Consider the following 25395-nt stretch of genomic DNA (forward strand, 5'->3'; position numbering starts at 1 on the left):
GCGACCATGCGGTGAAGCATGCATCGGTTCCTCAGCATGCGCCGTGCCGGTCGTCACGCTGTTCTGGAGTGTATGCAATGGGAATGCCTTCGGTGCTGGTCCTGAACGGACCGAACCTGAATCTGCTGGGAACGCGGGAGCCCGCGATCTACGGTGCTGAAACGTTAGATGACGTTGCCAACCTGTGCCGCGAGGCGGCGGGGCGTCTTGGGCTCGAGATCGATTTTCGCCAGTCGAACGCCGAGCATCAGTTGATCGACTGGCTTCATGAAGCACGTACGCGCGTGGACGGCGTCGTCATCAATCCGGCCGCCTACACGCATACGTCCGTGGCAATCGCCGACGCGCTTTCCGCCATCGCCAAGCCCGTGATCGAGGTCCATATTTCGAACGTGCACAAGCGCGAGGCGTTCCGGCACCATTCCTTCGTTTCGCCCATTGCGGAGGCGATCATCGTCGGCTGCGGCACGCAGGGGTATGTGCTGGCGCTCGAGCGCATGGCCACGCTGCTGGCAAAGAAGGTGGCGAAATGAGCAACGCAAAAAATGCGCTGGGCGCGCGCGCAACCGCCCAATCGTTTCTCTGCGGTCTGATCGGCTCGGGCATCGGCGGCTCGCTCACGCCCGCCATGCAGGAGCAGGAAGGCCGCGAACTCGGCTTCAACTATGTATACCGTCGTATCGACCTCGAAGCGCTGAAGCTTACGCCCGCAGCACTCCCCGAGTTGTTGCTCGCCGCCGAGCGCATGGGCTTCGACGGCCTGAACATCACGTATCCGTGCAAGCAGGCGGTGATCGAACTGCTCGACGAACTCTCCGACGACGCCCGCGCGCTCGGCGCCGTGAACACGGTGTTGTTCCGCGACGGCAAGCGCATCGGCCACAACACCGACTGGTCGGGTTTCGCGCGCGCGTTCCAGCGCGGCCTGCCCGATGTCTCGCTCGAAGCGGTGGTGCAACTGGGCGCGGGCGGTGCAGGCGCGGCGGTCGCGCACGCGGCGCTGCAGATGGGCGCCAAAGCGCTCACGCTGTTCGACGTGGACGCGTCGCGCGCCGAGTCGCTCGCCAGCGAATTGCAGGCGCGCTTTCCTGCCGCACGCGTGAGCGCTGGCGGCGACCTGCGCGACGTGCTGCAGCACGCCTCGGGCCTCATCCACGCCACGCCCACCGGCATGGCGAAGCTGCCGGGCATGCCGTTGCCTGCGGAGTATCTGCACGAGCGGCTGTGGGTGGCGGACATCGTCTATTTCCCGATCCGCACGGCGCTGCTCGAAGCAGCCGAGGCGCGCGGCTGCCGCACGTTGAGCGGCGGCGGCATGGCGGTGTACCAGGCAGTGGATGCGTTCCGGCTGTTCACGGGTGTCGAGCCCGACGCGGAACGCATGTATGCGCATCTGCAATCAATGCTGGCGGCCAACGCTGGCGAATAACAACGACAGCGCTCGACAGGACTAAGCGTTAAAGCGTTACTTCCCGTCGACATACCGGAGACGAAAGACATGGCACCACCCGTATCCACGGGGCGCGGCGACGCGCCGAACCTTTCCGCAGCCGCGCCGGCCGAGGGCGCAATGCGCCGCTCGAAGGCGCGCTATCGCATCCTGGGCCTGCTGGCCGTCGGCACGATGATCAATTACCTCGATCGCACCGTGCTCGGCATAGCCGCCCCGCAGCTCACCAAGGAACTGGGCATCAACGCGGCGCTCATGGGCGTCGTGTTCTCGGCGTTCTCGTGGAGCTACGTCGTCGCGCAGATTCCAGGCGGCGTGTTCCTCGACCGCTTCGGCAGCAAGTTCACCTACTGGCTTTCGATGACGCTGTGGTCGATGTGCACGCTCGCACAGGGCTTCATCAGCGGCGTGGGTGCGCTGTTCGCCTGCCGTCTGGGCCTTGGCGCTGCGGAGTCGCCGTGCTTCCCGACCAATAGCCGCGTGGTCGCCACGTGGTTCCCGCAAAGCGAGCGCGCGTTCGCCACGGGCACCTATACGGTGGGCGAATACGTCGGCCTGGCGTTCTTCAGCCCCTTCCTGTTCGCGCTGATGGGTGCGTATGGCTGGCGCTCGCTGTTCTACGTGGTGGGCGGCGTGGGCATCGTGTTCGGCGCGGTGTGGTGGTTCCTCTATCGCGAGCCGCACGAGCATCCGGCGGCGAACCGCGCGGAGCTCGACTACATCGAGGCAGGCGGCGGTCTCGCTCGCCACGAGCGCAAGGCCGACGCGCAGCAAGCTGCCGCAGAGCCGAAAAAGCAGGGCTTCGACTGGCGCATGGCCGGCCAGCTCGTGCGCCGCCGTCAGCTTGCGGGCATCTGCCTCGGGCAGTTCGCGGGCAACTCCACGCTCGTGTTCTTCCTCACGTGGTTCCCGACCTATCTCGCCACCGAGCGCCACATGGGCTGGCTCAAGATCGGCTTCTTCGCGATCATGCCGTTCATCGCCGCTTCGATCGGCGTGATGTTCGGCGGCACGTTCTCCGACTGGATGCTGCGCCGCGGCATCTCCGCCAACGTGGCGCGCAAGCTGCCGATCATCGCCGGTCTGCTGCTCGCCTCGACCATCATTCTTGCGAACTTCGTGGAGAGCAACGTCGCCGTGATCGCGATCCTCTCGGTGGCGTTCTTCGCGCAGGGCATGGCCGCGCTCGGCTGGACGCTCGTCTCGGATATCGCACCGGCCGGCATGCTCGGTCTCACGGGTGGCATCTTCAACCTGGCGGCCAATCTCGCGGGCATCATCACGCCGCTGGTCGTGGGGCTGATCGTGGGCGCAACGGGCTCGTTCGTCTGGGCGCTGGTGTTCATCGGCGTGATCGCGCTGATCGGCGCGGCCTCGTATATCTTCATCGTGGGCGATATCAAGCGCATCGAGCTGTAAGGCTCGCAGGCCGCGTCCGCGCGGCTTTCGGCTGGATTGCGGGGCGCGGCGCCTGATAAAGGGCCGCGCCCCGCGTGCTAGAATCGCCCGCATTCCTTCCCTGCTGCGGGCCACAAAAAACATGGCAAGACCGGCGGCTTCGGCCGAACGCAACGATGCTCAATCCGAAAGCCGGCGCAAGTACGATCCCGAGCAGACCAAGCGCAATATCCTCGAAGTGGCGACGGCCGAGTTCTCGGCCATGGGTCTCGCTGGCGCGCGTGTAGACGCGATCGCCGAGCGCACCAACACCACCAAGCGCATGCTGTATTACTACTTCGGCAGCAAGGAAGGGCTGTACGAAGCGGTGCTCGACAAGGTCTACGGCGACATCCGCGCGCTCGAACTGGACCTGCACATCGACGAACTGGACCCCACGGAAGGCCTGCGGCGGCTCGTCGAATTCACCTTCGACTATCACGACCGCCACCGCGACTTCGTGCGCCTCGTGACGATCGAGAACATTCACGGCGCGAAGTACATCGAGCGCCTGAAGACTTTCCGCAGCCGCAACGCCAGCGCGATCCGCACGATCGAAGACCTGCTCGCGCGGGGCGTGGCGAGCGGTGCGTTCCGCGAAGACATCGATCCTATCGACCTGCACTTGCTCATCAGCTCGATGTGCTTTCACCGCGTGGGCAACCGCCATACGTTCGGCGCAGCCTTCGGGCGCGACCCGTCGCACCCGCGCCTGCGTGCGCGCCATCGTGAGATGGTTGTCGACGCCACGCTGCGTTTCGTGAAGAAGTAAGCCGGGCCCGGAAGCCCGGGCCCCTGGCTGCCTCGGCCACTTCGAGTGCGCCTGCCGATGCGTGACGCATTGGCCGAGGCGTGCCCGCATCCCCGCACCGCGTCGCGCGGTCCTGCGCAGTGTGACCAACGCGCTCCGGAAAACGCCGCCAATTCATCTCCAAAATCCCGGTAAGCCCCGTCGTGCGTGGCTGACAGCTAGTCTCGCTTGTCCCATAAAAGTGCGCAAACGCATTACACTACGGCGGTCGAGGCCGCCGCGCGCGGCCTCACCCGGCGCAGCCGCGCCCCGCCTTGCCGGCAGGGGCGGTGCGCCGGTCCACGCCACCGGAGAGCCTTTAGCGCAATGAGCACCGCCATGCCCCGTTCCGGCCAAGCCGGCCTGCCTCGACAGACTCAGGGTCGTTACACCCTCGGCACGCGCATCGTTCTCAGCTTCGGCTTGCTGTTCGTGCTGATGCTCGCGATGGCTGCGATCTCCTGGGATCGCCTGCGCGCCATCGACAGCGAGGCGATGAGCCTCACGCACGATTCGGTGCCGGGCCTGTTCTACGCGACGTCGCTGCGGGCGGCGGCGAACCAGACTTACAGCCTCGTCGAGCGCGCGGCCTTCGTCGATGCCGACTCGGACAGCATTGCCCGGGACGTGGCCAGCCTGCCCGCGGCCATGGCGCAGGTGGAGGAGAACGCACGGCAGTACGAACGCACGGTCTTTCGAGCCGACGACCGCGAGCGCTACCAGCGTTTTCGCGACGCCTATGCGCGCTATCTGCCGATGGCGAAGGCGGTAGCGAGCCAGTTGCCCGCGTCGCGCCCGGCGGCCCAGGCCGCGTTCATGCAGATCGGCCCGGTGTGGCAGGAGGTGCTCGCCACGGCCAACACGCTCGTCGCCGAAAACCGTCAGCAGGCCGACGAGTCCGCGCAAACCATCCGCGGCTCGGTCACGGGTACGGAGATCACCCTCGCCACGGCGCTGGGCGTAGTCCTCCTCGCCGCGCTCGCCACGGGCTACGCGCTGTATCGCGCGATCACGGTGCCGATGGCGCGGCTCGTGGAGGTGCACGACTCCATGCGCACCGGCAACCTCTCGCAGCGGCTGGAACTCAACCGCGGCGACGAATTCGGCGTGCTGGAAGACGGCTTCAACCGCATGAGCGACGAACTGGCGAGCCTCGTGGCCCAGGCGCAGAAGTCGTCGCTGCAGGTCACGACTTCGGTGGCCGAAGTCGCCGCGACCTCGAAGGAGCAGCAGGCCACGGCGAGCGAGACGGCAGCCACCACGACCGAGATCGGCGCGACCTCGCGCGAGATTTTCGCCACGGCGCGTGACCTCGTGCGCACCATGAGCGAGGTGGCGACGGTGGCCGAGCAGTCGGCCGGGCTCGCCAGCACGAGCCAGAGCGGCCTCACGCACATGGAAGACACCATGCGCAGCGTGATGGAGGCGGCGGGCTCGGTGAACGCGAAGCTCGCCATCCTCAACGAGAAGGCGGTGAGCATCAATCAAGTCGTGGCGACGATCACGAAGGTGGCCGACCAGACCAACCTGCTTTCGCTGAACGCGGCGATCGAAGCGGAGAAGGCGGGCGAGTACGGACGCGGCTTCTCGGTGGTCGCCACCGAGATCCGGCGCCTCGCCGACCAGACGGCCGTGGCCACCTACGACATCGAGCAGACCGTGAAGGAGATTCAGTCGGCGGTGTCGGCGGGCGTGATGGGCATGGACAAGTTCGCCGAAGAAGTGCGGCGCGGCATGCACGACGTGCAGGCCGTGGGCGCGCAGCTTTCGCAGATCATCGGCGCGGTGCAGACGCTCGCGCCGCGCTTCCAGGTCGTGAACGACGGCATGCAGGCGCAGGCCACGAGCGCCGAGCAGATCACCCAGGCGCTCACGCAGCTTTCCGAAGCCGCCCAGCAGACGGCGGAGTCGCTGCGCCAGTCGTCGCAGGCCATCGACAATCTCACGCTCGTCGCCAACGAACTGCGCACCGGCGTGTCGCGGTTCAGGATCGACGCGTGACGCGGGAGCGGCGATGCTCTTCCTGGTGTTCGAACTGGACGGCGAGCGTTACGCGCTCGATGCCCGCGAGATCGCGCATGTGCTGCCGTTGGCTCCCGTGCGCGCGTTTCCGGGCACGCCCGCGTATATCGCCGGCGTGATCGACTACGAGGGCGCGCCCGTGCCCGTGGTCGATCTGCCGATGCTCGCGCTCGGGCGGCCCGCGCGCGCGCTCATGTCCACACGGCTCGTGCTCGTGCATGATCGTGGCGACGACGCGCACACGGCTGCCGCTCATGCGCCGCCGCGCCGCCTCGCGCTGCTGCTCGAAAGCGCGACGCGCACGCAGTCCATCGCGCCCGATCGCTTTGCCGAAGGCGGCATCGCCACGCCCGAGGCGCGCTGGCTTGGCCCTGTCGCGCGCGACGAGCGCGGTTTCGTGCAGTGGGTGAAAGTCGCCCAACTGCTCGACGCGCGCGTGCGAGCGCTGCTCTTTCCCGATCCGCCTTCGTGGCAAGGCGCGCCATGAGACAGGCCGATCCGCGCTTCGCTGCCTGGCTGCTCGACGAAACCGGCATCGACGCCGAATCGCTGGGCGCCAACGCGCTCGCGCGCGCGGTGGGCGCACGGGCGGCGGCGACGCTCGAGGTCCATGCCGATCTGCATCCGGCGCTCACGCGCAAGGAGTGGATGAGCGGCGCGGTGCTGCCCGAGTGGGCGCGCGAAGCGTACTGGCAGCACCTCACCACGACGCCCGCCGAGCGCCAGGCGCTGATCGACGCGCTCGTGGTGCCCGAGACCTGGTTCTTCCGCGAGCGGGAGGCGTTCGCCGCGCTCGCGCGCCTTGGCGCGAAGCGCCTGGCTGCGCAGCCGGGCGAAGTGCTGCGCGTGCTGAGCGCGCCATGCTCGAGCGGCGAAGAGCCGTACTCGGCGGCCATGGCGCTGCTCGACGCGGGCCTCACGCACGAGCAGTTCGCCATCGACGCGATCGACATCAGCGCCCAGTCCATTGCGGCGGCCGCGCACGGCGTGTACGGGCGCAATGCGTTTCGCGGCGACGGCCTCGCGTTTCGCGAGCGCTACTTCGAGGCGACGCCCGAAGGATGGCGGATCGCCGCGACGGTGCGGCGCGCCGTGACCTTCGAGCGCGCGAACCTGTTCGAATGGCTCGCCCCGCACCCGGTGCGCTACGACTTCATTTTCTGCCGCAACGTGCTGATCTATTTCGACCGCGCCTCGCAGGACCGCGCAATCGACCTCCTGCGTGCGCGCCTCACGGCGGGCGGCATGATTTTCGTCGGACCGGCGGAAACGGGGCTGATGATGCGCCATGAGATGGTGTCCGCCTATATTCCGCTCGCGTTCGGTTTTCGCACGCCTGAACCCGGCGCGGCGGTGGATCATCATCCGGCGAGCCCGGCGGCAGCCGTTCCGCCCGCGCTCACGCCGCTGCCGGTGATCGCCGCCACGGCAGCGGCGCCCGCACTCGGCAGCGCGGCGGTGTTCACGCCGCTCGACGCACCCTTGGCCACGCCGTCACGTCGGCCCGCGCCGCCGCGGCTCTCGCTGCGGCCCTTGCACGGTGCGCCCGCTCCGCGCGCCGCGGCCGTGATGAGCGCACCTGCGGCGGGCGCGCAGTCCACCGGTTCAACGCCTGAAGCCACGCTCGCCGACGCGCGGCGCCTCGCCGATGCGGGTGCGCTCGACGAGGCCGAACGCCTCGCCGCGCAAGCGGCAAAGGCATTGGCGCAGAACGCGGGCACGTGGTATCTGCTCGGTCTGATCGCCGATGCGCAGGGCCGTGCTTCCGAAGCGCTTGCGCACTATCGCAAGGCCATTTATCTGGAGCCTTCGCACTACGAAGCGCTCACGCATCTGGCCGCGCTGCTCGAAGTGCAGGGCGATGGCGAAGGTGCGCGCCGCCTGATGCGCCGGGCGCAGCGCGCGGCACAGGCGGGGGCGCAGCACGGCGAACCGGACGCGGGAGGCACGCATGCCTGAGCGCGAATTCACAGAGGACCTGGTGCTGGCAGCGCAACCGCCCGAACAATGCTGGAAGACCATCGGCACGCTCGGCGACAACTCGTGCCCGCGCCTCGCAACGTGCGTGCGTTGCCTGAATTGCCCGGTTTTCGAGGACGCAGCGGCGCGCATGCTTGACCGGCCCGCGCCGCTTGCCCCTTCGGCGCTTGCGCCCGAACGCGCGCCTGAGCCTGCGGGCCAGCAGGCGAGCCTCGAAGGCTCACTGGTGTTCCGCGTGGGCGCGGAGTGGCTCGCGCTGCCCGCCACCGCGCTGCGCCAGGTGGACGAGGCGCGCGCCATCCACACGCTGCCGCACCGGCGCAGCGCCGCCGTGCTGGGCGTCGTGAACGTGCGCGGCGTGCTCACGCTCGCGGTGTCGCTGGCTGCGCTCCTGCGTATCGAAGCCGCCGCGCCCGGCGCACAGGCGCGCGCCGCCACGCCGCGCCTGCTCGTGACCGAATGGTCGGGCGCGACGACGGCGTTTCCCGTCGACGCCGTGGAGGGCGTAACGAGCTTCGCCGCCGACGCGCTTCTGCCCGCGCCCGCCACGCTCGCGCAATCGGCGGGGCGGCATGTGCGCGGCGTGACGCACTGGCGCGGGCGCTCGGTGGGCGTGCTCGATGCCGAGGTGTTATTCGATGCGCTTGCAAGGAGTTTGCGATGAGCGACGACGAACTGAGCCGCCGCTCGCTGCTCGACCTCTTCCATGAGGAGGCGCAAGCGCAAACGCGCACGCTTTCCGCGGGCCTGCTCGCGCTCGAATCCGCGCCCGAGGATGCAGCGACGCTCGAAGCCTGCATGCGCGCCACCCACTCGCTCAAGGGCGCGGCGCGCATCGTCGGGCTGCCGGAGGCGGTCGAGGTGGCGAGTGCGATGGAGGATTGCTTCGTGGCCGCGCAGCAAGGCGCGTTGCGTATCGACGCGGCGCGCATCGATACACTGCTCGTCGGCATCGACTTGCTGGGCGCGGCGGGCGATGCCGCAGCGCCGCCGCTTTCGCGCGAGACGGTCGAGGCATTCGTTGCGCGCCTGCGGAGCGGGGTGCAGCCGCTCGCGGCCGATGCTGCCGCGAGCGCACGCGCGCCCGAGGCCGACGACATCGCAGCGCTTGCGGCTTCGCTGCGTCTGCCCGAGCCTCAGCCGCAGCGTGAAGCTGTGGCGTCTGGCAGCGTGGAACCCACGCCCTTGGCCCAACCCTCGCAACCGCGTTCGGCCGACGCCGAGCGCATGCTGCGCGTGCGCGCCGGCACGCTCGACCGCTTGCTGGGCTTCGCGGGCGAATCGCTGGTGGAGTCGCGCCGTATGCGACCGTTCGCGGACGGTCTCTTGCGCACGCGCCGCGCGCAGGGTGACGTGCTCGCCGCGCTGGGGCAGTTTCAGGAGCGCCACGGAGATGATCTCGACGCCGACGCGCGCGCTGCGCTCTCAGGTATTCGCGACGCGATTGCGTCGCTGGATCGTCAGCTATCCGAACGATTCGACGATGTCGATCGCATCGACCGGCGCGGCACGCAACTCGCGCAGCGTCTCTACGACGAGGCGCTGCAATGCCGCATGCGGCCGTTCGGCGACACGGCGCACACCTATCCGCGTGTCGTGCGCGACCTGGCGCGTTCGCTCGGCAAACGCGTGCGCTTCGCAGTTGCCGGCGAGTCGACGCAGGTGGACCGCGACATCCTCGAAATGCTCGATGCGCCGCTCGGCCATCTGCTGCGCAACGCGCTCGATCACGGTATCGAGGACCCCGAAACAAGACGGCGCGCCGGCAAGCCCGAAGAAGCCAGCCTCACGCTCGAAGCACGCCATAGCGCGGGCAAGCTGCTGATCGCCGTGGCCGACGACGGCGCGGGCATCGATCTGGACGCACTGCGCGCGAGCATCGTCGCGCGCTCGCTCGCGCAGCCCCAGGCCGTCGCCGCGATGTCCGACGCCGAGCTGTTCGACTTCCTGCTGCTGCCAGGCTTCTCGCTGCGCGACACCGTCACCGACGTGTCGGGGCGCGGCGTCGGGCTCGACGCCGTGCAGAACTTCGCGAAGGCTGTGCGCGGCACGGTGCGCATCGAGAGCGCGGCGGGGCAGGGCACGCGCTTCGTATTGCAGTTGCCGCTCACGCTCTCGGTGGTGCGCAGCCTGATCGTCGAGGTCGCGGGCGAAGCCTATGCCTTTCCGCTCGCGCACGTGCGCCGCGCGCTCAGCGTGCCGCGCAGCACGATCGAGATGCTCGAAGGGCAGCAGCACATTGCCTTCGAAGGGCGCCCTGTGGGGCTCGTCACTGCGCGTCAGTTGCTCGGCGCGGGCGCGGAACCCGCGGCCACGGAAGATCTGAACGTCGTGCTGGTGGGCAGCGAGGCAGGCCTCTATGGCGTGGCCGTGGACCGCTTCGCGGGCGAGCGCACGCTCGCCGTGCAGCCGCTCGATGCGCGTCTGGGCAAGGTGCGCAACGTCTCGGCAGCGGCGCTGCTCGACGACGGCGAGGTCGCGCTGATCGTCGACGTGGAAGACATCGTGACGTCGGTGGGGCGTCTCGTGCGCGACGGCCAGCTCGCGGGCGTGACGCGTGGCGGCGCACACGACGGCGCGCGCGCACGCAAGCGCATTCTCGTTGTCGAGGACTCCTTGACGGTGCGGGAGCTGGAGCGCAAGCTGCTCGAAAAACGCGGCTACGACGTGACAGTGGCAGTGGACGGCATGGACGGCTGGAACACCTTGCGCAACGCGCACTTCGACCTCGTCATCACCGACGTCGACATGCCGCGCATGGACGGCATCGAACTCGTCACGATGATCAAGGGCGACGCGCAGCATCGCAACGTGCCGGTGATGATCGTCTCGTACAAGGATCGTGAAGACGACCGGCGGCGTGGTCTCGATGCGGGCGCCGACTACTATCTGACCAAGGGCAGCTTCCACGACGAAGCGCTGCTCGACGCCGTGAACGACCTGATCGGGGAGTCGATAGGATGAAAATCGGTATCGCCAACGACATGCCGCTAGCGGTCGAGGCGCTGCGTCAGGCCATCGCGACGCGGCCGGGCCATCGCGTGCTGTGGGTCGCTGCGAACGGCGAGGAAGCGGTGCAGTTCTGCGCGGCGCAGGTGCCCGATGTGATCCTCATGGATCTCGTGATGCCGAAGATCGACGGCGTGGAGGCCACGCGGCAGATCATGGCGCGCTCGCCGTGCCCCATCCTGATCGTCACGAGCAGCGTGGGCGCGAACGCCTGGCGCGTGTACGAGGCGATGGGCGCGGGCGCGCTCGACGCCGTGGACACGCCCACGCTCGCCGGACCCGACACGCGCCGCACGATGGACCTGCTGCTCGCGAAGATCGAGCAGATCGGGCGCGTGTCCGGCGTGCTCGATTTCGCTGCGCGCGCGCCGGCCTTCACAGCGCCCGGCGTGCCGACAGCGCCGCTCGTCGCGATCGGCGCCTCGGCGGGCGGTCCCAGCGCGCTCGCCACCGTGCTCGGTGCGCTGCCCGCCAGTTTCGGCGCGGGCATCGTGATCGTGCAACACGTGGACCAGTCGTTCGCCGCGGGCATGGCCGCCTGGCTCGACGGCCAGACGCCGCTCACGGTGCGCATCGCGCTCGAAGGGGAGCAGCCCGCGCCCGGCTGCGTGCTGCTCGCCGCGACCAACGATCATCTGTGCATGACAGCCGGCGGTAAGCTGGCTTACACTCGCGAGCCGGCCGACACGCCTTACCGTCCCTCCGTCGATACGTTCTTTCACAGCCTCGTCGAGTGCTGGACGGGCGACGCGATCGGCGTGCTGCTCACGGGCATGGGGCGCGACGGCGCCATCGGCCTGAAGGCGATGCGCGCCAAGGGCTGGCACACCATCGCCCAGGACGAGGCGACGAGCGCCGTATACGGCATGCCCAAGGCGGCCGCCGCGCTCTTCGCCGCGCGTGCGATTCTGCCGCTTGGCGCCATCGCCCCCGAGCTTGCGAGCCGGGTGACATCACCGCATCAATCTGCCGGCTAGACGCCAGCCATCACGAGACGCGACCGACATCATGACCGAGAAGTCCACTCTTCCAACCACCGCACACGTTGCCGACAGCACCGGCCTCGACTCCGGCAGCGCCGACGACGCTTCGCTCGCCGTCGCGCTGGAGGCCGTGCGCAGCGCGCTGGAGCAAACGCTGCCCGCCGCCGACCTGCCGATGATGGTGCTGCTGGTGGACGACCAGGCGATCGTGGCCGAGGCCGTGCGCCGGGCGCTCGCAAGCGAGCGCGAGATCGACTTCCACTATTGCGCGCATCCCGACCAGGCCGTGCGCACCGCCGAGGAAGTGCGCCCGACCGTGATCCTGCAGGACCTCGTGATGCCGGGCACCGACGGCCTCACGCTCGTGCGCGCCTACCGCGCCAACGATGCGACGCGCGACGTGCCGATCATCGTGCTCTCCACCAAGGAAGAGCCCGCGATCAAGAGCGCGGCGTTCGCATCGGGCGCGAACGACTACCTCGTCAAGCTCCCGGACAGCGTCGAGCTGATCGCCCGTGTGAAATATCATTCGCGATCCTATGTAAGCATGCTTCAGCGCGATGAGGCGTATCGCGCGCTGCGCCGCTCGCAGCAGGAACTGCTCCGCGCGAACCTCGAACTGCGCCGCCTCACGCATTCGGATGGCCTCACGGGACTGTCGAACCGGCGCTATCTGGACGAATTCCTGAGCGCCGAGTGGAAACGCGCGGAGCGCGAGCGCACCGAAGTCTCGCTGCTGATGATCGACGTGGATTACTTCAAGCCCTACAACGACACCTACGGCCACGTGGCGGGCGACAACGTGCTGCGCTCGGTGGCGACGACGATCCGCCGCGAGATACGTCAGCCGCGCGACCTCGTGGCGCGCTTCGGCGGCGAGGAGTTCGCCGTTGTGCTGCCGGGCACGGGTAGCGCGGGCGCGCGGCTGCTCGCCGAGAAAATGCGCCGCGACGTGGCGGGGCTCGCTCTGCCGCACGTGGGCTCCGCCGTGAGCGAGCACCTCACGATCAGCATCGGCGTGGCCACGCTCACGCCCGCGCTGGGGCTCGCGGAAACGGCGCTGGTCGAGGAAGCCGACGCCGCCCTTTATCGGGCCAAGCGCGACGGGCGCAATCGTGTGGCGTTCTCTACTCACGTGTCGGGGCGCGCATAAAGCCGACGCGCCTTAACCCGGCGTCCAGTCGTACATGAGGATTTTCGCGCGCGCGTCGTCCTCCACGAGCACCACGTAATGGCCGTTATCGCGCTGCGCCGCGCTCATGCCCATATAGATGTCCACCCATCCGCTCGTGTTGCCCACGTTGGCGCCCGGCGTCATCGAGCCGACGATCTGGCCGCTGCGCGCGTCGTACACGTCGATCTTCTGCGTGTATAGCTCGGCGATGAACACATAGTTGCCTGCCACGGCGATCCCTACCGTCGTCAACTGCGGACTGCTGCTCGTGTTCCAGGGCAGCGACGTCTGCCACGTGAGCGTGGGCGAACCGCTCGACCAGTTGTCGTAACGCGCGAGCACGGGCCCGGCTTCCTTCCAGTGCGACGCGTCCCACGGAATGTTCGCGGTGAAGCCGGTGATGTACATCGTATCGGTTTCGGCGACGTAGACGATGCGCGCAATGCGGTTGAACGGCGCCGGCATCGGGAACATCTTCGACGATGCATAGGTGTACTGGGGATTGCCCTGCGCGTCGAGCCCTTGCATCGGCATCTCGCGAATGCCTGAGAGCGGCGTGGCTAGCCACACGTTGCCAGGCGTGTCCACCCACCAGTAGCCGTTGCCAACCGTTGCGCCCGTCGAGGGGTTCGAGGTGATTTCGCTGGCGTCCACGTGGCCGTCGCCGTTCGCGTCGCGCCACAACCACTCGCCGTAGGCCGGCTGGCCAGCGGGCCAGGTGCCCGGCATCGGGTTCTGGGCGAGCAGGCCTGAGGGAATCGCAACTTCGCCGTCGGTGGCGGGCGAGAAGCGGTAGATGTTCAGGTAGTGCGCGTACTGGTCGAGCGTGTAGAGGAACCGCCGGCCATTGAAGCGGCGCACCATGGGCGAACCGCGCACGCCGCGCGTGGAGTGCAGCGCGGGATCGTCGGGATAGGCGAAGCGGTTGAGCGTGAAGCCCGCATAGGTCCATTGCTTGCCGGGCGCCTGGCTGTAGTCGAGCGTGAAGCGCTTCGAGCCGGTGAAGACGTTTGCGGAGTTGGCGGGGTCGAAGGCAGCGGCATCGACGAAGGTGAGGCCATCGAGGCGCCAGCTCAGTGTGCGCGTGCCCATCGCGTAGCTCTCGAGCACCGCGCCCTGGCCGACGAGCGCGGTGCCGTACGGCCGCGGCCCCTGGCCGTTCTGCGCGACGTACAGGTTGCCCGCCTGGTCGTAGCCAAGGCTCGCGATGCCGTTGAAGCGCCAGTCGCCGGGCTTGCCCTCCACGACGTGAAAGACGCCCTGGCGCGTGCCCAGCGAGCCGGCCGCCGCCATCTGGCCGCCCGACGTGCGCGCGTAGAGCAGGATCTGCTGCGAGGGCCCGTTGTCGGCAATCGCGAGCTGGCCCGAAGGCGCGAAGGCGAGGTCGGTGGGCACGGTGCCCGTGGGCAGTACGGGCGCGTCGTTGAGCGCGGTGCCGTCCGCGCGGTAGTGACCGATGCTCGGGCCGCTTGCGTCCTGCAAGCCCTGGATCAGCCACATCGTGCCGTCGCTCGCGAGTGCAATGCGGCCCGGCGTGGGCACGGTGAACGAACGCAGTTGACGCATGGTTTGCGCGTCGTAGACCACGATGCGGTTGTCCGCGGTATCGGAAACGTACAACTCGGCGTCGGTGGCGGCGAGGCCGCGCACGGCGCCGTCGCTGCCGCTTTGCGCGGCGAGCACGCGCAGGAAGCTGTTTTTCGTCGCGTTCGCGCTGTTGCCAATGCCGCTTGCGAACGGCGCGCCCTGCGTCGTGTCGGAGCGCAGGCGGCGCGTCACGCCGAACCAGGTCTGGTTCGCGGGCGGATAGTCCGCGCCCACGAGCCCGTTGCTCTGGTTGCCGATCGACATCGCGGCATACACGTAGGTGCTGTTCACCGCGATGGCGTCGCCGCCCGCGTTGCCCCAGCCATGCGTGTTGCCGGCCACGGCGAGCTTGTCGCCGCCGCGGTAGACGCCGATCTCGCTGCCGCTTTCGTCCCAGGGCGCGTTCGCGTAGACGGTGCCATCGGGTGCGACGGCGATCGCCTCCACGTCTTGCTGCATCCATTTGCCGTCGCCGAAACCGAAGCTGTTGCCGATCCAGGACGTGGTGTAGTTGAGCGTGCTTTGCGCAACGGAGGGTTGAATGACGAGACCTTGCAGCGCAAACGACAAGGCAATGAGGCGAGCAGCATTTTTCACTTGAATTCCCGTAAATCACGAACCTGCCGCAGGGTGTGCGGCAGTTGGGCGTGATGCTCGCACGCGCTTTTAAGGAAATAATTCAAATATTATTCAATGCGGGTAATGTGGCGTTTTTTTATGCCGATGCGATGAATGCGCTGCCCACGCGGCGCAAAATCGCTTGGGCGCGGCGCAAAAAACGGAATTTCGCCGCACGGAGGAATAATCCGCGCCTGCCGCGTGTTAGCCCCCGCATCGCCACCCAATCAGCATTGCTCCACGATCATGAAGTTCCGCGGGCCGCTCGACGAGCCGCCGGTTTCCGAAGCCGATATCCAGGCCTATAGCGACGGCACGCTTGCCGGCGCGCGGGCAGCGCACGTGCGGCGCTACCTCGCGGGCAAGCCCGGCGAATGGCATCGCATCCTGTTCTACCGGCGCCTGAACGCCCAGATCCGCGATGCCTACCCAGCGCAGGCGGCGCTCTCGGCGCTCTCGCGCACCGCTCCGGCTCGGCGCATGCGCGTGTTGCGCTACGCTATCGCTCTCGCTGCCGCCCTGGCGCTGGCGGCCGCCGCGTTGGCGTGGGTTGCCGTGACCGAGCCGTCTCAGCAAGCGCTGAACAATGCCGCGGTCATGGCGCTGATGGAGGCCGAAAACGCGCAGCCTCAGGTTCTGGAAACAGGTCCGGCACGTGCGCCATTCGATTTCGGCGCCGCGGGCCTGCGCTATCTCGGTGGCGGCGAAGTGCGGGTTGGCCCGTTCGCGAGCGCGCAGCGCTATGTCTACGAAAACAACCAGGGCGAGCGTGTGGTGCTGCTCGCGACTCGCGCCTGGCTGGCGGGCGCAGCGCCCCAATGGAGCGCGCACCGCGCCGGACCGCTGCGGCTTTTGATGTGGCGCGAGCGCGGTACGCGCTGGGTGCTCGCGGGCAACGCGCAAACGCGCGGCTTGATGCGCGCAGCGGATCTCGCGACGCTCGCCACGCCGCGGGTGGGCGAGAGCGAAGGATCATGAACCTGCCCGACGATGCAAACCACGCAATGACCTTTGCAGCAATCCAGGATGAAACATGGACATCCGTGACGAGCTGATAGAACACGTGCCACGCCTGCGCCGCTATGCGCGCGCACTGATCAACAACCGCGAGCTCGCCGACGACCTCGTGCAGGACACGCTCGAGCGCGCGATCGCCCGCACGGAGCTGTTTCGTTCGGGCACCGACCTGCGCGCGTGGCTTTTCACGATCATGCACAACATCTTCGTGAACCAGGTACGCAAGTCGGCGGCGCGCGGCGCGCACGTTTCCGTCGACGACGACAGCGTGCCCGAAACCGACTATGCAGTGCCCGCCACGCAAACAAGCGCGCTCGAAGTGCGCGATCTGGATTTCGCGCTGCAGCGCCTGCCCGTGGAGCAGCGCGAAGTGGTGCTTCTGGTAGGACTGGAGGAAATGAGTTACGCCGATGTCGCATTGGCGCTCGACATACCGATCGGTACGGTCATGTCGCGTCTGTCGAGGGGACGTGAGCGCCTGCGCGCGCTCATGGCCGGTTCCGTCCCGCGTGCGAATCTGAAGGTGGTGCGATGAGCGATCAACAAAATCCAGTCACGCAAGACGAGATCCACGCCTACGTGGACGGCACGCTTTCCGAGGCGCGCCGCGCCGATGTGGAACGTGAACTCGAGCGCAACCCCGAGCTTGCCGCGCGCGCGAGCGACTTCTTCGCGCTGAACAACCTGCTGCACGAGCGTTACGACCGTGTGCTCAACGAGCCGCTGCCCGCGCGCCTGCGCATGGCCGCGCCTGAGCCCGAGGTGCAAACGGTGCAGGCGGTGCAAAACGCGCGGCCGGCGGCGAACTGGCCGCGCTTCGCGGGCCTCGCGGCGACGCTGGTGCTGGGCGTGGGAATCGGCTGGGGCATGCACTACGGCATGAGCGGCGCGGGCGCACCCGCTGGCGCGGCTGGCGGCGGTGAGTTGCGCGCGGTGAGCGCTGATAGCCCCATGCGCTTCGCCCAGCAAGCGGCGCTTGCGCACGTGGTCTACATGCCGACGGTGGTGCGGCCCGACACGATGGGCGACAGCCAGGAGCAGGACTTCGTGAAGTGGCTCACGAGCCGGCTCGGCACCAATGTGCGCGCGCCGATGCTCTCGAAAAGCGGCTTCGAGCTTTCGGGCGGGCGCTTGTTGCCGGCCGACGACGGTGGCGAAGTCGCGCAGTTCATGTATCACAATGCGCGCGGCGAGCGCGTGACGCTCTGTATCTCGCATCGCAAGGCGAGCGCCAACACGACCGCGTTCAAGCTGTATCAGGATGGGCCGGTGAACGTGTTTTATTGGGTGGACGGGGACTTCGGCTATGCGCTTTCCGGCGGTATCGACCGCAAGGCGTTGTTGCAGCTCGCGCATGATGTTTATGCGCAGTTGACGCCGCAGTGAGGGGGCGGTTTGAGTTTTTTGGGGTGCTTTGACGTGGTTCTTAACCCATTGGCCTTTCCTTGAATTCGCGTCGGTGTGCATGCGTTACCCCAGTGCCGCCCCGCACAGCGGCAACCCAGGCAGACCGACACGAACACAAGGAAACGCCAAAGCGCCAAGAACCGCGAATCAAGCCTCAAACACCCGCAGAGCGCAGACATGGCCACACCGCCATGCCGCGCTTGCTACGAGTGCCTCACCGAAGTTTCACCGCAACAAAACTGCGCGCGTTATTCCGCTGAATCAGCAGCGACATACTCTTCGTCGCTTTGGCCTCGAGCGCGAGGGCGTCCTCCTGCGACTCGACCAGCGTGTCGTCGATCGACAGCACGACGTCGCCGGCCCTCACACCCGCGCTCGCGGCGGGCCCAGTCGAGGCTTCGACCATCAAGCCGAGCGGCAGCCCGGTCGAGCGTTTTTCCTCGGCGCTCAGCGCGTGCGCGATCAGACCGAGGCGGTCAGCGGCATGGCGCGGGGCCTGCGCGCTCGCGGGTTGAGCGAGCGGCGCGGCGGTGTCCGTCATCACCGTCTTGACGGCGTGCACGTTAGCCGGCGGCGCCTTGCCGGCCGCATCTCCGACCGCGGGCGCGACCGGCGCGTCGGTCTTTTCCGCCGCCTGCGCGGCTTCGGTTGCTTGTGCCGCTGGTGCGCCTGCGGCCCCCGCTGCTACCCCTGCCGCAGCCGCATCGTCTGTTTTGGCTTCGAACGCCGTGTTCGAGAAGCCCGCCACCGCCGGCTGCCGGTTGCGGATCACCTTGAGCGAGGCCGGCGTAGCCGGCGGTACGGCGGCGAGCGCGGCGGCCAGCGTCGCGGCCCGGTCGACGGGCTTGGTGCCGACCTGCACGATCACATCGCCGGCCCGGATGCCGGCTTTGCCGATCGGCGAGGCGGGATCGACGGAGTCGACGAGCGCGCCGCCCGCGTGCGGCAAGCCGAGCGCCGCCGCAAGCCCAGGGCTCACGTCTTCCACCTGCATGCCGAAGGTGCGGATCGTGCCGCCATTGCCGCCATTGCCGGCGTTTGCTCCGCTGCCCGCGTTCGCCGCAGTGGCGCTGCCGGCGGGCGCCGCCTTGCGCGCCTGCAACTGGGCGCGGAACTGGTTGGCCGCGTCAATCGGAATCGCGAAGGTCAGGCCTTCGTAGCGGCCGCCGTCCGCGTAGATCTGCACGTCGATGCCGATCACCTCGCCCGCGCGATTGAAGATCGGCCCGCCGGAGTTGTCTGGGTTGACGGCCACATCGGTCTGGAGGAACGGAAAAGCCTTGCCGTCGGGCAGCGTGCGCGAGGTCGCGCTGAGGATGCCCGTCGTCACGGTGTTCTGATAGCTGTCCGGCGACCCGATCGAGAGCACCGGCTCGCCGGGATGCACCTTCGCCGCGTCGGCGAGTTTCACGAACGGCAGATCGTGGGCGTCGATCTGCAGCACGGCAACGTCGCTTTGCGGGTCGACGGCGACCACTTCCGCCTTGAACTCGCGCTTGTCTGTGAGCCGCACGGTGACTTCCTGGGCGCTGTCGACGACGTGCGCCGTGGTGAGCACGACGCCATCGGGGCTGACGATGAACCCGGAGCCCGCGCCGGTCATCACGCGCGGCCCGCTGGTCTCGGCTTCGGACGCCGGCTTCGGCGCGCGCGTGAAGAACGCGAAGAAGGGATCGTCGGCGTCGATGGCTTCCTGCTCGGGCGGCGCGGACTGGTCGTCGGCGCTGCGCGCGATCACGTGCACGACGGCGGGGCCGTAGCGCTCGGCGAGCGAGAAGAAGTCGGGTGTGGCCGCCGCCGGCGCAGATGTCTCGGCGGCGGCCTTCTGCGCCGCTGTCTTTTCGCTTGCCGCCTTGTCGTTAGCGGCCTTGTCGGCGGCGGCTTTGCTGGCGGGCGGCTTGGCGGTGGCCGGCGCAGGCGTCGCGGCGTTCGCATCGAAACAGAAAGCGCTGGCAAGCGCGAGGGTAAGCGCGGCCGCGGGGCGCGATTGGCGGGTGAAGATCAGGCGGAGCACAGCACACCTCCCAGTGGTCATCGTGCTGGCGGGCGGCACGCGAACGCGGATAGCAAACGAATGCCGATGACCATAGTGTAGTTACGCCGCAAGACAATTGGGGGGCAGGGTTTGTCCTGTAGCGCACGCAAAGCGGCACATCGGCGTGACGGCGCATGCGCGGCGCATCGAAGATGACGCTTTGCTGACGTTACGGCTGGTCAGGACGGACGTTCGGGGGCGAGAGGGGTGGCGCCGAAAAAGCGCGCGAGACGCCCCGCTCGTCGCGAGCGGGGCGTTCGGGTGTGGCTGGGCGGCTGGCGGGATCCGGCGAGCGCTTTCAGCTACCCGAATAGATGTTGCAGAAGCTGACCGGCCCGACGCAAGTCGTATGCGGTGCGCCGGCGTCGCTCGTGCCCTGCATGGGTGCGCCCATGCCGCTGGGCTGCTGCTGTTGCTGCTGTGCCTTCGCATGCGCGACTTGCTGCGCGAAGATGGGGCTCACGTCGGGATACGAGCTATCGGTCACGAATTGCGAGCCGTTGGCCTGCGCTTCGATCAACTGCTGGCGCACCTGAGCACGCGTGAGTCCCTGCGCGGACGCGGTGGAAATAGCGCCAATGGAAGCAGTCACGACGAGCAAGGCGAAAAGCGGGCGGCGGGTATTCATTTCGAACTCCTGATTAAATAGCATGGTTCGGCGACCGGCTTAAGCACGGTCGCATCAACGGAGACTGCAATGGGTATACCGCAAAGGGTGGGCTGCTATTCCCGTGGAGTTGTAACAGCGCGCGTTTTTCTACGTGAGCTGCACCTGGAACCAATGCGGCAGACCCGCGCCGATCAGGCTGACACCAACGAGCGCAAGCGCGCCGGCGAGGAGAAGCACGAGCGGACTGACTCGCGTTCGGAGCAGCACGCAAAGCGACACGACGGCAATCGCTTTCGCGGGCAGGCCGCCGTTCAGCGATTCGAGCAGCACCCAGCCCGCCGCGAGCATCATGCCGGCCGCAATGGGACGCAGGCCGCGCTCGAGCGCCAATTGCCACGCCGCGCCCTGATAGCGGCCCCAGATATGCGTGATGCCGTAGATGAGGATGCCGGTTGGCAGCAAGAGCGCGGCGGTCGCCACGAGCGCGCCCCAGAACCCGGCAACCTGCCAGCCAATCAGCGTGACGAGCAGCGAGCCGGGTCCGGGGGCCATGCGCGAAATCGCGAAGTCGGCGGCGAATTGCGAATGCGTCATCCATGGATGCACTTCCACGACCTGGCGCTGGATCTCCGCGACGATCGCCTGGCCGCCACCGATCGTCACGAGCGAAAGTGGCGCGAAAATGGCGGCTAGCTGACCGAGCAGGCGTGCCTTCATCGCGTACCCCGGCGGATCGTCACGTATTCGTAGAGCACGCTCACGGTGCCGCCCGTCAGGACCACCCAAACCAGCGACAAACGCAGAACGCCGATCGCAAGAAAAGTCGCCGCCATGAGCAGCAGCGGCAGCGCTTGCCGCCGTACGCGTCGTGCGGTGACGATCCCCATCGACAGTGACAATCCCGTGGCCGCGGCGGCGGCGCCCGCGATCAGAATCTGCGTGAGCGGATGGAAGATGAGCGCGCCGACTACGCTGCCAATCACGATGATCAGACACGCGGGCGGCACTACGATACCCGTCACGGCCACGGCGGCGCCGCGCCAGCCGAACAGCCGATGCCCGATCCAGATCGCCATGTTCTTTACGTTGATGCCGGGCAGCGCCTGCGAGATGGCGAGCCCATTGAGGAAGTCTTCTTCGCTGATCCAGTTGCGATCCTGAACGAATTCGCGCAACAGCCAGCCGCTCAAGCCGCCGCCGAAGCTCGTCAAACCAATGCGGCTGAATATCAGAAAGAGTCCGGGCAGCGTGGGTCGCGGCGAGACGTGTGGCGTGGAAGCGGTCACGGGAATGGCGTAAAGCGTGTGATGCCGAATCGCTCGGCTATTGTCATGTGCGGCTGTTCTTTCCGGTTCCAGTTCGAATGAGTCTGTCTTTTACCGGTCTTCGAATGGGCCGCGCGGCAACGGGCGCTGAAATTATAGCGCCGCGGCACTTGTGCGCCCGGCGCCGTCAGCGGCGTGCGCACAGTGCGGTCACGCAAAATTCAGCGCGAGGTCAGGGCCGCTATGATGGTCGCTATCATTGTCGAACTGCAGCGGCTCGATTGCTGTAGTTGCGCTGTCCGCCGCGTCGCTCCTGGCGTGACGTGAACAAAACGCTCTGTCGCCCTTGCTCATGCCCAGGAAAAAGACCAGCGTCTGGTTCAAAGGTCTCGAACTGCTCACCCGCATGAGCGTCCCGCGACCGAAGAAGAAGCCCGCCGCGCGCAAAGCGGTGTCCGCAAAGACCGCGCCGGCGACCAAACCGGTGAGGAGCGCCGGAAAAGCGCATGTGGGCCGTGCGCAACCGGTGGGCACGGGCGGCACGTGGATCCGCTCTTATCACTCCGCGCCGCCCAGAGCCGGGCATCTCGTCAACCATCTCGCCTATGCGCTCTATCTGCCCGCCGGTGCTGCGAGTAACGCGGGCATGCCGCTCGTGGTCATGCTGCACGGCTGCAAGCAGACAGCGGAGTCGTTTGCCGCGGGCACGCGGGTTTGCCGGCTGGCGGATCGCTCAGGGTTCGCCGTCCTGCTTCCCGAGCAGGCGAAAACGGCGCACGCACAGCGATGCTGGCACTGGCACGGCGACCACGCGCAGTCGGAGGCGCCAGGCATCGCCTCGCTCGTCGATGCCATCGTGCGCGAGCACGGATTCGATCGCGAGCGCGTCTGCCTGGCGGGCATCTCGGCGGGGGCGGGTCTCGCGTCCGTGCTCGCCATGCGTTATCCGTGGCGATTCGCCGCCGTAGGCCTGCACTCGGGGCCGGTATTCGGTGCGGCCAATTCCACGATGAGCGCGATGAACGTCATGCACCACGGCAGCCGCGAAGATCCGGTGCGTCTCGTCGATGCCGCCGTCGACGTCGCCGCCCATCCCGGTATGCCCACCTTCATCGTGCAAGGCGAAATCGACGCGGTCGTGGCGAGGCGCAACGCCGTGCAACTCGGCATGCAGTTCGCGCGAGTCAACCGGCTGCTCGACGCACAGGGCGAATTGCGCGTTGGCGAGATTCGCACCTATAACCGCGACGCGGTGGCGTACACCGACTATGTAAAGTCCGGCAGGCTCGTTGTGAGGGTGTGTCTCGTTCGCGGGCTCGGGCATGCATGGAGCGGCGGTGACGCGCGCGAACCGTTTCACTCGGATCGCGGCCCCGATGCGATGTCGATGATGTGGCAGTTCTTTCGGCGGCAGCGTCGAAGTGCGGAAGGCGACGTGGCGTGAGCGTGGCTTCAGCCCTCGTTGGCGCGTCGGACTCTCACCGGAAGCAGCATGGCCGCGGCGAAGCACAGCAGATGCAGGCCGCAGAGCGCCGCGAACGCCAGCAGGAATTGCTGCGGATCGCCAGCCGAAGAACTTGGTATTGCCAGGGAAACGGCGATGGAGACGAGCGTTGTCGCGACCGGTCCGCCAATTCTTTGCGCGATGTTCAATGCAGTGTTCGCCACGGCAAGCCGTGCTTTCGGCAGCGGAGCATACGCGGCCGAAATGGAAGGAATGCTAATGGTTCCCTGACCCACGCCTGCGAGAAACAGGCTGACCAACGCGAGGCCCGTGGAAAACACGTGACCCGTCATCCACAGGAACGGGAGCGTGGCGCATAGCGCCAGCAGCGCCCCGCCTGCCGCGAGCGCGCGGCAGCCCAGTCGCTCAGTGAGAAAGCCCATGCAGGCGAACGAGCCCATCATGCCTGCACCCGTCGCCGCCAGGAGCCAGCCCGCATGCGCTGCGCTCAAACCGCAGCCCGCTATCAGGTAGAGCGGAACGGCAAGCTGCCGCCCGTACATGATGCCGTTGGCGAAAAATTGCGTGATGGCGGGAACCGCAAACCTACGGTCCGCAAAGAGGCGCACGTCGATCAGCGCTGACGTTGGGCGGTGTATCGAGTGCCACACGAATCCCGCGAGCAGCCCGGCGCCTACGAGCAGAAGCGCAGCGCCTTCGGCGTGCATGGCGCTCTGGAATCCATAGACGAGCGCGGCGAGCCCAGGCGAGATCAACGCAAAGCCCGCGAAATCGAAGCGGCGCTTTTGCGGCTGACCGCCGTCGGGCGCGAGCAAACGCGCGGCGAGCGTGACGCCGAGTATGCCGACCGGCACGTTGATCAAAAAGAGCCAGGGCCAGGCCGCATGCGCCAGCACGGCGCCGGCGAGCACCGGGCCGAGAATTGGCCCGAGCAGGATGGGCAGCGCTGCATAGCCCATCACGCGCTCCATGTTCTTGCCCGCGACGCGCCCGATCATCATCTGCGCCATGGGCGCGAGCAGCCCGGCAACCAGACCCTGGACGATGCGTGCGCCGATCAATTCCCCCATGGTTTGCGCCGCGCCGCACAGCACCGAGGCAAGTGTGAAGGTCGAGAAAGCGAAGAGATAGAGCCGCTTCGCCCCCACGCGGTCCACGAGCCAGCCGTTGAGCGGCAGCATGAGCGCCATGGCCAGCAGGTAGCCGCTCATGATCCACTGCGTCGTGGCAACGGGCGAGTGGAGCGCCTGGCCGATGGCCGAGAGGGAGACGTTCACGAGCGTCGAGTCCATCTGCGCCATGAACGAGCCGATGGAAACGACGGCGGCGACCTTCCAGACGGAGGGGGGAATCCGGCTGGCGGGACCGGTGCTCTCGCGCGTCCCGCTCATTGTTCAGCCAGCCTTCTGATGATCGCGCCTGCCTTGAAAAGCGTGGTGCGCTCGTTTTCGTTGAGCTCCGCGATGGCTTGCGAAAGCCAAAGTTGCTTCGCGTCGCGCGTTTTCTTGCGTAGCCGCGTGCCTTTCTCCGTCAGCTCGATGAGTAACTGACGGCCGTCCGTCGCGTGCGGCGTTCGCTTGACGAGAGCCATCTCCTCCAGCGCCGCGATGGTGGCGCCCATCGACTGGGGACGCATGCCTTCGGCGCGCGCAAGTGCGGCAATCGTGGCGGGACCGTCCTTGGCCAGCCGCGACATGACGAAGGACTCCGTCATCGAAAGGGCGCCTGCATAGGATTCGTTGCGCGTGCGCCGCACGAGCATGCCGATCGCCTGCATGAAGTCGATGACGGCGGGTTCAGCGCTTTTGGCAGACATGTCTTTCCAGGTGGATCGGGGGGGCATGTCTTTCATGATGAAGATGAACAGCTAAACTTGCAAGTTTACCTGTTGAAAAATTGGATGCGGGGCGAGCGAAGGGAAGTGCGCAAGCAAAAAGGAGACCGGCAAACGCAACCGGTCCCCTTCGAAGAAATCAAGCAAGAATCAAGCAACAACCGTGTTCAGTTCGACGCTGCCGTAACGCGGTTTTCGCCCAGGTCGAGCGATTTCCCGAGCGCCGCGCGCAGTTTCTCGCTGTAGTGCGCCGGCGCGTCGATCACGACGAGGTTGTCGTCGATCGCCTGCCGCAAGCCAGGACTGCCTGCCAGCAGGGCCTTTAGCGTGACGTTGGCCATGACGAGCACGATGCTGCGCTTCTCGACATCTTCCGTGGTGATGTCGGGCATGTCCGGCACGATGTCGGGATCGAAACCTTCCGGCGTTGCGTGGAAGAATCCCCACGTCTCGCCTTCGATCAGCAAGACGTAGAAGTCGGGGAGTTCCAGCAACTCCTCGATCGCGACCGTGGTTTCGAGCCTGTCCTGAAACACCTTGAGCGTTTCGATCGCTGCTAGCCGCTGGCGCGCGGTGGCCAGCACGCCTTCCGTTTTGTCCTCGATGAGGAGCCCGCTGTCGATCGCGCTGCGCGTGGCAGTTGCGACGCACAACGCCAACGGGTGACCGATTCCGAACTCGATCTTGAAGTTGCAAATAGCGCACATGGCAG

Annotated in this window: 24 protein-coding genes; 15 read left to right on the forward strand and 9 right to left on the reverse strand. The window is 67.3% G+C overall.

Annotated elements, in window-relative coordinates; translation table 11 throughout:
• The first annotated feature begins 77 nt into the window (after window positions 1-77).
• The 11 genes from aroQ (at window position 78) to VSR72_RS24155 (ending at window position 12824) form a co-directional block, all read left to right on the forward strand.
• Window positions 78-533 carry a type II 3-dehydroquinate dehydratase gene (aroQ, locus tag VSR72_RS24105; protein WP_342954858.1) on the forward strand — a complete coding sequence of 152 codons (456 nt, stop codon included), beginning with the start codon at window positions 78-80 and terminating at the stop codon, window positions 531-533.
• The gene (locus VSR72_RS24110) at window positions 530-1429 is read left to right on the forward strand and encodes a shikimate dehydrogenase (protein WP_342954859.1); all 900 of its coding nucleotides are present in this window, start codon (window positions 530-532) and stop codon (window positions 1427-1429) included. Before aroQ ends, VSR72_RS24110 begins: the two co-directional genes overlap by 4 nt.
• A gap of 141 nt (window positions 1430-1570) precedes the next feature.
• The gene (locus tag VSR72_RS24115; protein WP_342955008.1) at window positions 1571-2869 is read left to right on the forward strand and encodes an MFS transporter; all 1299 of its coding nucleotides are present in this window, start codon (window positions 1571-1573) and stop codon (window positions 2867-2869) included.
• Between the two features lie 121 nt (window positions 2870-2990).
• Window positions 2991-3659, forward strand: a complete 669-nt coding sequence (locus VSR72_RS24120) for a TetR/AcrR family transcriptional regulator (protein WP_133187290.1) — start codon at window positions 2991-2993, stop codon at window positions 3657-3659.
• A gap of 345 nt (window positions 3660-4004) precedes the next feature.
• On the forward strand, window positions 4005-5678 hold the full coding sequence (locus VSR72_RS24125) for a methyl-accepting chemotaxis protein (RefSeq protein ID WP_342954860.1): 1674 nt from the start codon (window positions 4005-4007) through the stop codon (window positions 5676-5678).
• 13 nt (window positions 5679-5691) lie between these two features.
• Window positions 5692-6186 (forward strand): chemotaxis protein CheW, encoded by a 495-nt coding sequence (locus VSR72_RS24130; protein WP_342954861.1) that lies wholly within the window; start codon window positions 5692-5694, stop codon window positions 6184-6186.
• Complete coding sequence (locus VSR72_RS24135; protein ID WP_342954862.1) at window positions 6183-7658, forward strand: CheR family methyltransferase; 1476 nt, start codon at window positions 6183-6185, stop codon at window positions 7656-7658. The genes VSR72_RS24130 and VSR72_RS24135 overlap by 4 nt, the downstream gene beginning before the upstream one ends.
• Window positions 7651-8343, forward strand: coding sequence for a chemotaxis protein CheW (locus VSR72_RS24140; RefSeq protein ID WP_342954863.1), 693 nt, complete (start codon window positions 7651-7653; stop codon window positions 8341-8343). The genes VSR72_RS24135 and VSR72_RS24140 overlap by 8 nt, the downstream gene beginning before the upstream one ends.
• Window positions 8340-10643 (forward strand): hybrid sensor histidine kinase/response regulator, encoded by a 2304-nt coding sequence (locus VSR72_RS24145; RefSeq protein ID WP_342954864.1) that lies wholly within the window; start codon window positions 8340-8342, stop codon window positions 10641-10643. Before VSR72_RS24140 ends, VSR72_RS24145 begins: the two co-directional genes overlap by 4 nt.
• Window positions 10640-11665: a chemotaxis response regulator protein-glutamate methylesterase gene (locus VSR72_RS24150; protein ID WP_342954865.1), complete on the forward strand. Its 1026-nt coding sequence runs from the start codon at window positions 10640-10642 to the stop codon at window positions 11663-11665. Before VSR72_RS24145 ends, VSR72_RS24150 begins: the two co-directional genes overlap by 4 nt.
• A gap of 181 nt (window positions 11666-11846) precedes the next feature.
• Complete coding sequence (locus VSR72_RS24155; protein ID WP_342955009.1) at window positions 11847-12824, forward strand: diguanylate cyclase; 978 nt, start codon at window positions 11847-11849, stop codon at window positions 12822-12824.
• A 12-nt stretch (window positions 12825-12836) separates the two neighbouring features.
• Here the strand turns inward: VSR72_RS24155 and VSR72_RS24160 are convergent, their stop codons facing one another.
• Complete coding sequence (locus VSR72_RS24160) at window positions 12837-15029, reverse strand: hypothetical protein (RefSeq protein WP_342954866.1); 2193 nt, start codon at window positions 15027-15029, stop codon at window positions 12837-12839.
• A gap of 267 nt (window positions 15030-15296) precedes the next feature.
• Here VSR72_RS24160 and VSR72_RS24165 point away from each other — a divergent pair, with 267 nt between their 5' ends.
• The 3 genes from VSR72_RS24165 to VSR72_RS24175 are packed head-to-tail and all read left to right on the forward strand — an operon-like array spanning window position 15297 to window position 17453.
• Window positions 15297-16028 (forward strand): transcriptional regulator, encoded by a 732-nt coding sequence (locus tag VSR72_RS24165; protein WP_342954867.1) that lies wholly within the window; start codon window positions 15297-15299, stop codon window positions 16026-16028.
• A 55-nt stretch (window positions 16029-16083) separates the two neighbouring features.
• Window positions 16084-16602: a sigma-70 family RNA polymerase sigma factor gene (locus tag VSR72_RS24170; RefSeq protein WP_342954868.1), complete on the forward strand. Its 519-nt coding sequence runs from the start codon at window positions 16084-16086 to the stop codon at window positions 16600-16602.
• On the forward strand, window positions 16599-17453 hold the full coding sequence (locus VSR72_RS24175) for an anti-sigma factor (protein ID WP_342954869.1): 855 nt from the start codon (window positions 16599-16601) through the stop codon (window positions 17451-17453). Before VSR72_RS24170 ends, VSR72_RS24175 begins: the two co-directional genes overlap by 4 nt.
• Before the next feature lie 235 nt (window positions 17454-17688).
• Here the strand turns inward: VSR72_RS24175 and VSR72_RS24180 are convergent, their stop codons facing one another.
• From VSR72_RS24180 to VSR72_RS24200, 5 genes are all read right to left on the reverse strand, one after another.
• Window positions 17689-19488 carry a trypsin-like peptidase domain-containing protein gene (locus tag VSR72_RS24180; RefSeq protein ID WP_342954870.1) on the reverse strand — a complete coding sequence of 600 codons (1800 nt, stop codon included), beginning with the start codon at window positions 19486-19488 and terminating at the stop codon, window positions 17689-17691.
• Window positions 19489-19807: 319 nt separating this feature from the next.
• Complete coding sequence (locus VSR72_RS24185) at window positions 19808-20137, reverse strand: DUF4148 domain-containing protein (RefSeq protein ID WP_342954871.1); 330 nt, start codon at window positions 20135-20137, stop codon at window positions 19808-19810.
• Window positions 20138-20266: 129 nt separating this feature from the next.
• Window positions 20267-20836: a chromate transporter gene (locus VSR72_RS24190; protein WP_342954872.1), complete on the reverse strand. Its 570-nt coding sequence runs from the start codon at window positions 20834-20836 to the stop codon at window positions 20267-20269.
• Window positions 20833-21405, reverse strand: a complete 573-nt coding sequence (locus VSR72_RS24195; protein ID WP_342954873.1) for a chromate transporter — start codon at window positions 21403-21405, stop codon at window positions 20833-20835. The genes VSR72_RS24190 and VSR72_RS24195 overlap by 4 nt, the downstream gene beginning before the upstream one ends.
• A gap of 189 nt (window positions 21406-21594) precedes the next feature.
• Window positions 21595-21768 (reverse strand): hypothetical protein, encoded by a 174-nt coding sequence (locus VSR72_RS24200; protein ID WP_342955019.1) that lies wholly within the window; start codon window positions 21766-21768, stop codon window positions 21595-21597.
• On the opposite strand from VSR72_RS24200, the gene VSR72_RS24205 reads away from it, so the two are divergent.
• On the forward strand, window positions 21737-22828 hold the full coding sequence (locus VSR72_RS24205) for a PHB depolymerase family esterase (RefSeq protein ID WP_342954874.1): 1092 nt from the start codon (window positions 21737-21739) through the stop codon (window positions 22826-22828). The two genes, VSR72_RS24200 and VSR72_RS24205, sit on opposite strands and share 32 nt — an antisense overlap.
• An 8-nt stretch (window positions 22829-22836) precedes the next feature.
• Here the strand turns inward: VSR72_RS24205 and VSR72_RS24210 are convergent, their stop codons facing one another.
• From VSR72_RS24210 to VSR72_RS24220, 3 genes are all read right to left on the reverse strand, one after another.
• A complete protein-coding gene (locus VSR72_RS24210) occupies window positions 22837-24240 on the reverse strand; it encodes a DHA2 family efflux MFS transporter permease subunit (protein ID WP_342954875.1) in 1404 nt (467 codons plus the stop codon).
• Complete coding sequence (locus VSR72_RS24215; protein ID WP_342954876.1) at window positions 24237-24626, reverse strand: MarR family transcriptional regulator; 390 nt, start codon at window positions 24624-24626, stop codon at window positions 24237-24239. The genes VSR72_RS24210 and VSR72_RS24215 overlap by 4 nt, the downstream gene beginning before the upstream one ends.
• A gap of 224 nt (window positions 24627-24850) precedes the next feature.
• The gene (locus VSR72_RS24220; RefSeq protein WP_342954877.1) at window positions 24851-25390 is read right to left on the reverse strand and encodes a hypothetical protein; all 540 of its coding nucleotides are present in this window, start codon (window positions 25388-25390) and stop codon (window positions 24851-24853) included.
• Window positions 25391-25395: the final 5 nt, after the last annotated feature.

This window comes from Paraburkholderia sp. JHI869, from assembly GCF_038900775.1.
Lineage (GTDB): Bacteria > Pseudomonadota > Gammaproteobacteria > Burkholderiales > Burkholderiaceae > Paraburkholderia.

Bases quoted from the DNA above. Each gene is read 5' to 3' on its own strand.
- VSR72_RS24135 (WP_342954862.1), top strand. From the start codon at position 6,183: ATGAGACAGGCCGATCCGCGCTTCGCTGCCTGGCTGCTCGACGAAACC.
- VSR72_RS24165 (WP_342954867.1), top strand. From the start codon at position 15,297: ATGAAGTTCCGCGGGCCGCTCGACGAGCCGCCGGTTTCCGAAGCCGAT.
- VSR72_RS24205 (WP_342954874.1), top strand. From the start codon at position 21,737: ATGCCCAGGAAAAAGACCAGCGTCTGGTTCAAAGGTCTCGAACTGCTC.
- VSR72_RS24185 (WP_342954871.1), bottom strand. From the start codon at position 20,137: ATGAATACCCGCCGCCCGCTTTTCGCCTTGCTCGTCGTGACTGCTTCC.
- VSR72_RS24115 (WP_342955008.1), top strand. From the start codon at position 1,571: ATGCGCCGCTCGAAGGCGCGCTATCGCATCCTGGGCCTGCTGGCCGTC.
- VSR72_RS24220 (WP_342954877.1), bottom strand. From the start codon at position 25,390: ATGTGCGCTATTTGCAACTTCAAGATCGAGTTCGGAATCGGTCACCCG.
- VSR72_RS24110 (WP_342954859.1), top strand. From the start codon at position 530: ATGAGCAACGCAAAAAATGCGCTGGGCGCGCGCGCAACCGCCCAATCG.
- VSR72_RS24155 (WP_342955009.1), top strand. From the start codon at position 11,847: ATGATGGTGCTGCTGGTGGACGACCAGGCGATCGTGGCCGAGGCCGTG.
- VSR72_RS24210 (WP_342954875.1), bottom strand. From the start codon at position 24,240: ATGAGCGGGACGCGCGAGAGCACCGGTCCCGCCAGCCGGATTCCCCCC.
- VSR72_RS24190 (WP_342954872.1), bottom strand. From the start codon at position 20,836: ATGAAGGCACGCCTGCTCGGTCAGCTAGCCGCCATTTTCGCGCCACTT.
- aroQ (WP_342954858.1), top strand. From the start codon at position 78: ATGGGAATGCCTTCGGTGCTGGTCCTGAACGGACCGAACCTGAATCTG.
- VSR72_RS24140 (WP_342954863.1), top strand. From the start codon at position 7,651: ATGCCTGAGCGCGAATTCACAGAGGACCTGGTGCTGGCAGCGCAACCG.
- VSR72_RS24150 (WP_342954865.1), top strand. From the start codon at position 10,640: ATGAAAATCGGTATCGCCAACGACATGCCGCTAGCGGTCGAGGCGCTG.
- VSR72_RS24215 (WP_342954876.1), bottom strand. From the start codon at position 24,626: ATGCAGGCGATCGGCATGCTCGTGCGGCGCACGCGCAACGAATCCTAT.
- VSR72_RS24125 (WP_342954860.1), top strand. From the start codon at position 4,005: ATGAGCACCGCCATGCCCCGTTCCGGCCAAGCCGGCCTGCCTCGACAG.
- VSR72_RS24130 (WP_342954861.1), top strand. From the start codon at position 5,692: ATGCTCTTCCTGGTGTTCGAACTGGACGGCGAGCGTTACGCGCTCGAT.
- VSR72_RS24175 (WP_342954869.1), top strand. From the start codon at position 16,599: ATGAGCGATCAACAAAATCCAGTCACGCAAGACGAGATCCACGCCTAC.
- VSR72_RS24120 (WP_133187290.1), top strand. From the start codon at position 2,991: ATGGCAAGACCGGCGGCTTCGGCCGAACGCAACGATGCTCAATCCGAA.
- VSR72_RS24145 (WP_342954864.1), top strand. From the start codon at position 8,340: ATGAGCGACGACGAACTGAGCCGCCGCTCGCTGCTCGACCTCTTCCAT.
- VSR72_RS24170 (WP_342954868.1), top strand. From the start codon at position 16,084: ATGGACATCCGTGACGAGCTGATAGAACACGTGCCACGCCTGCGCCGC.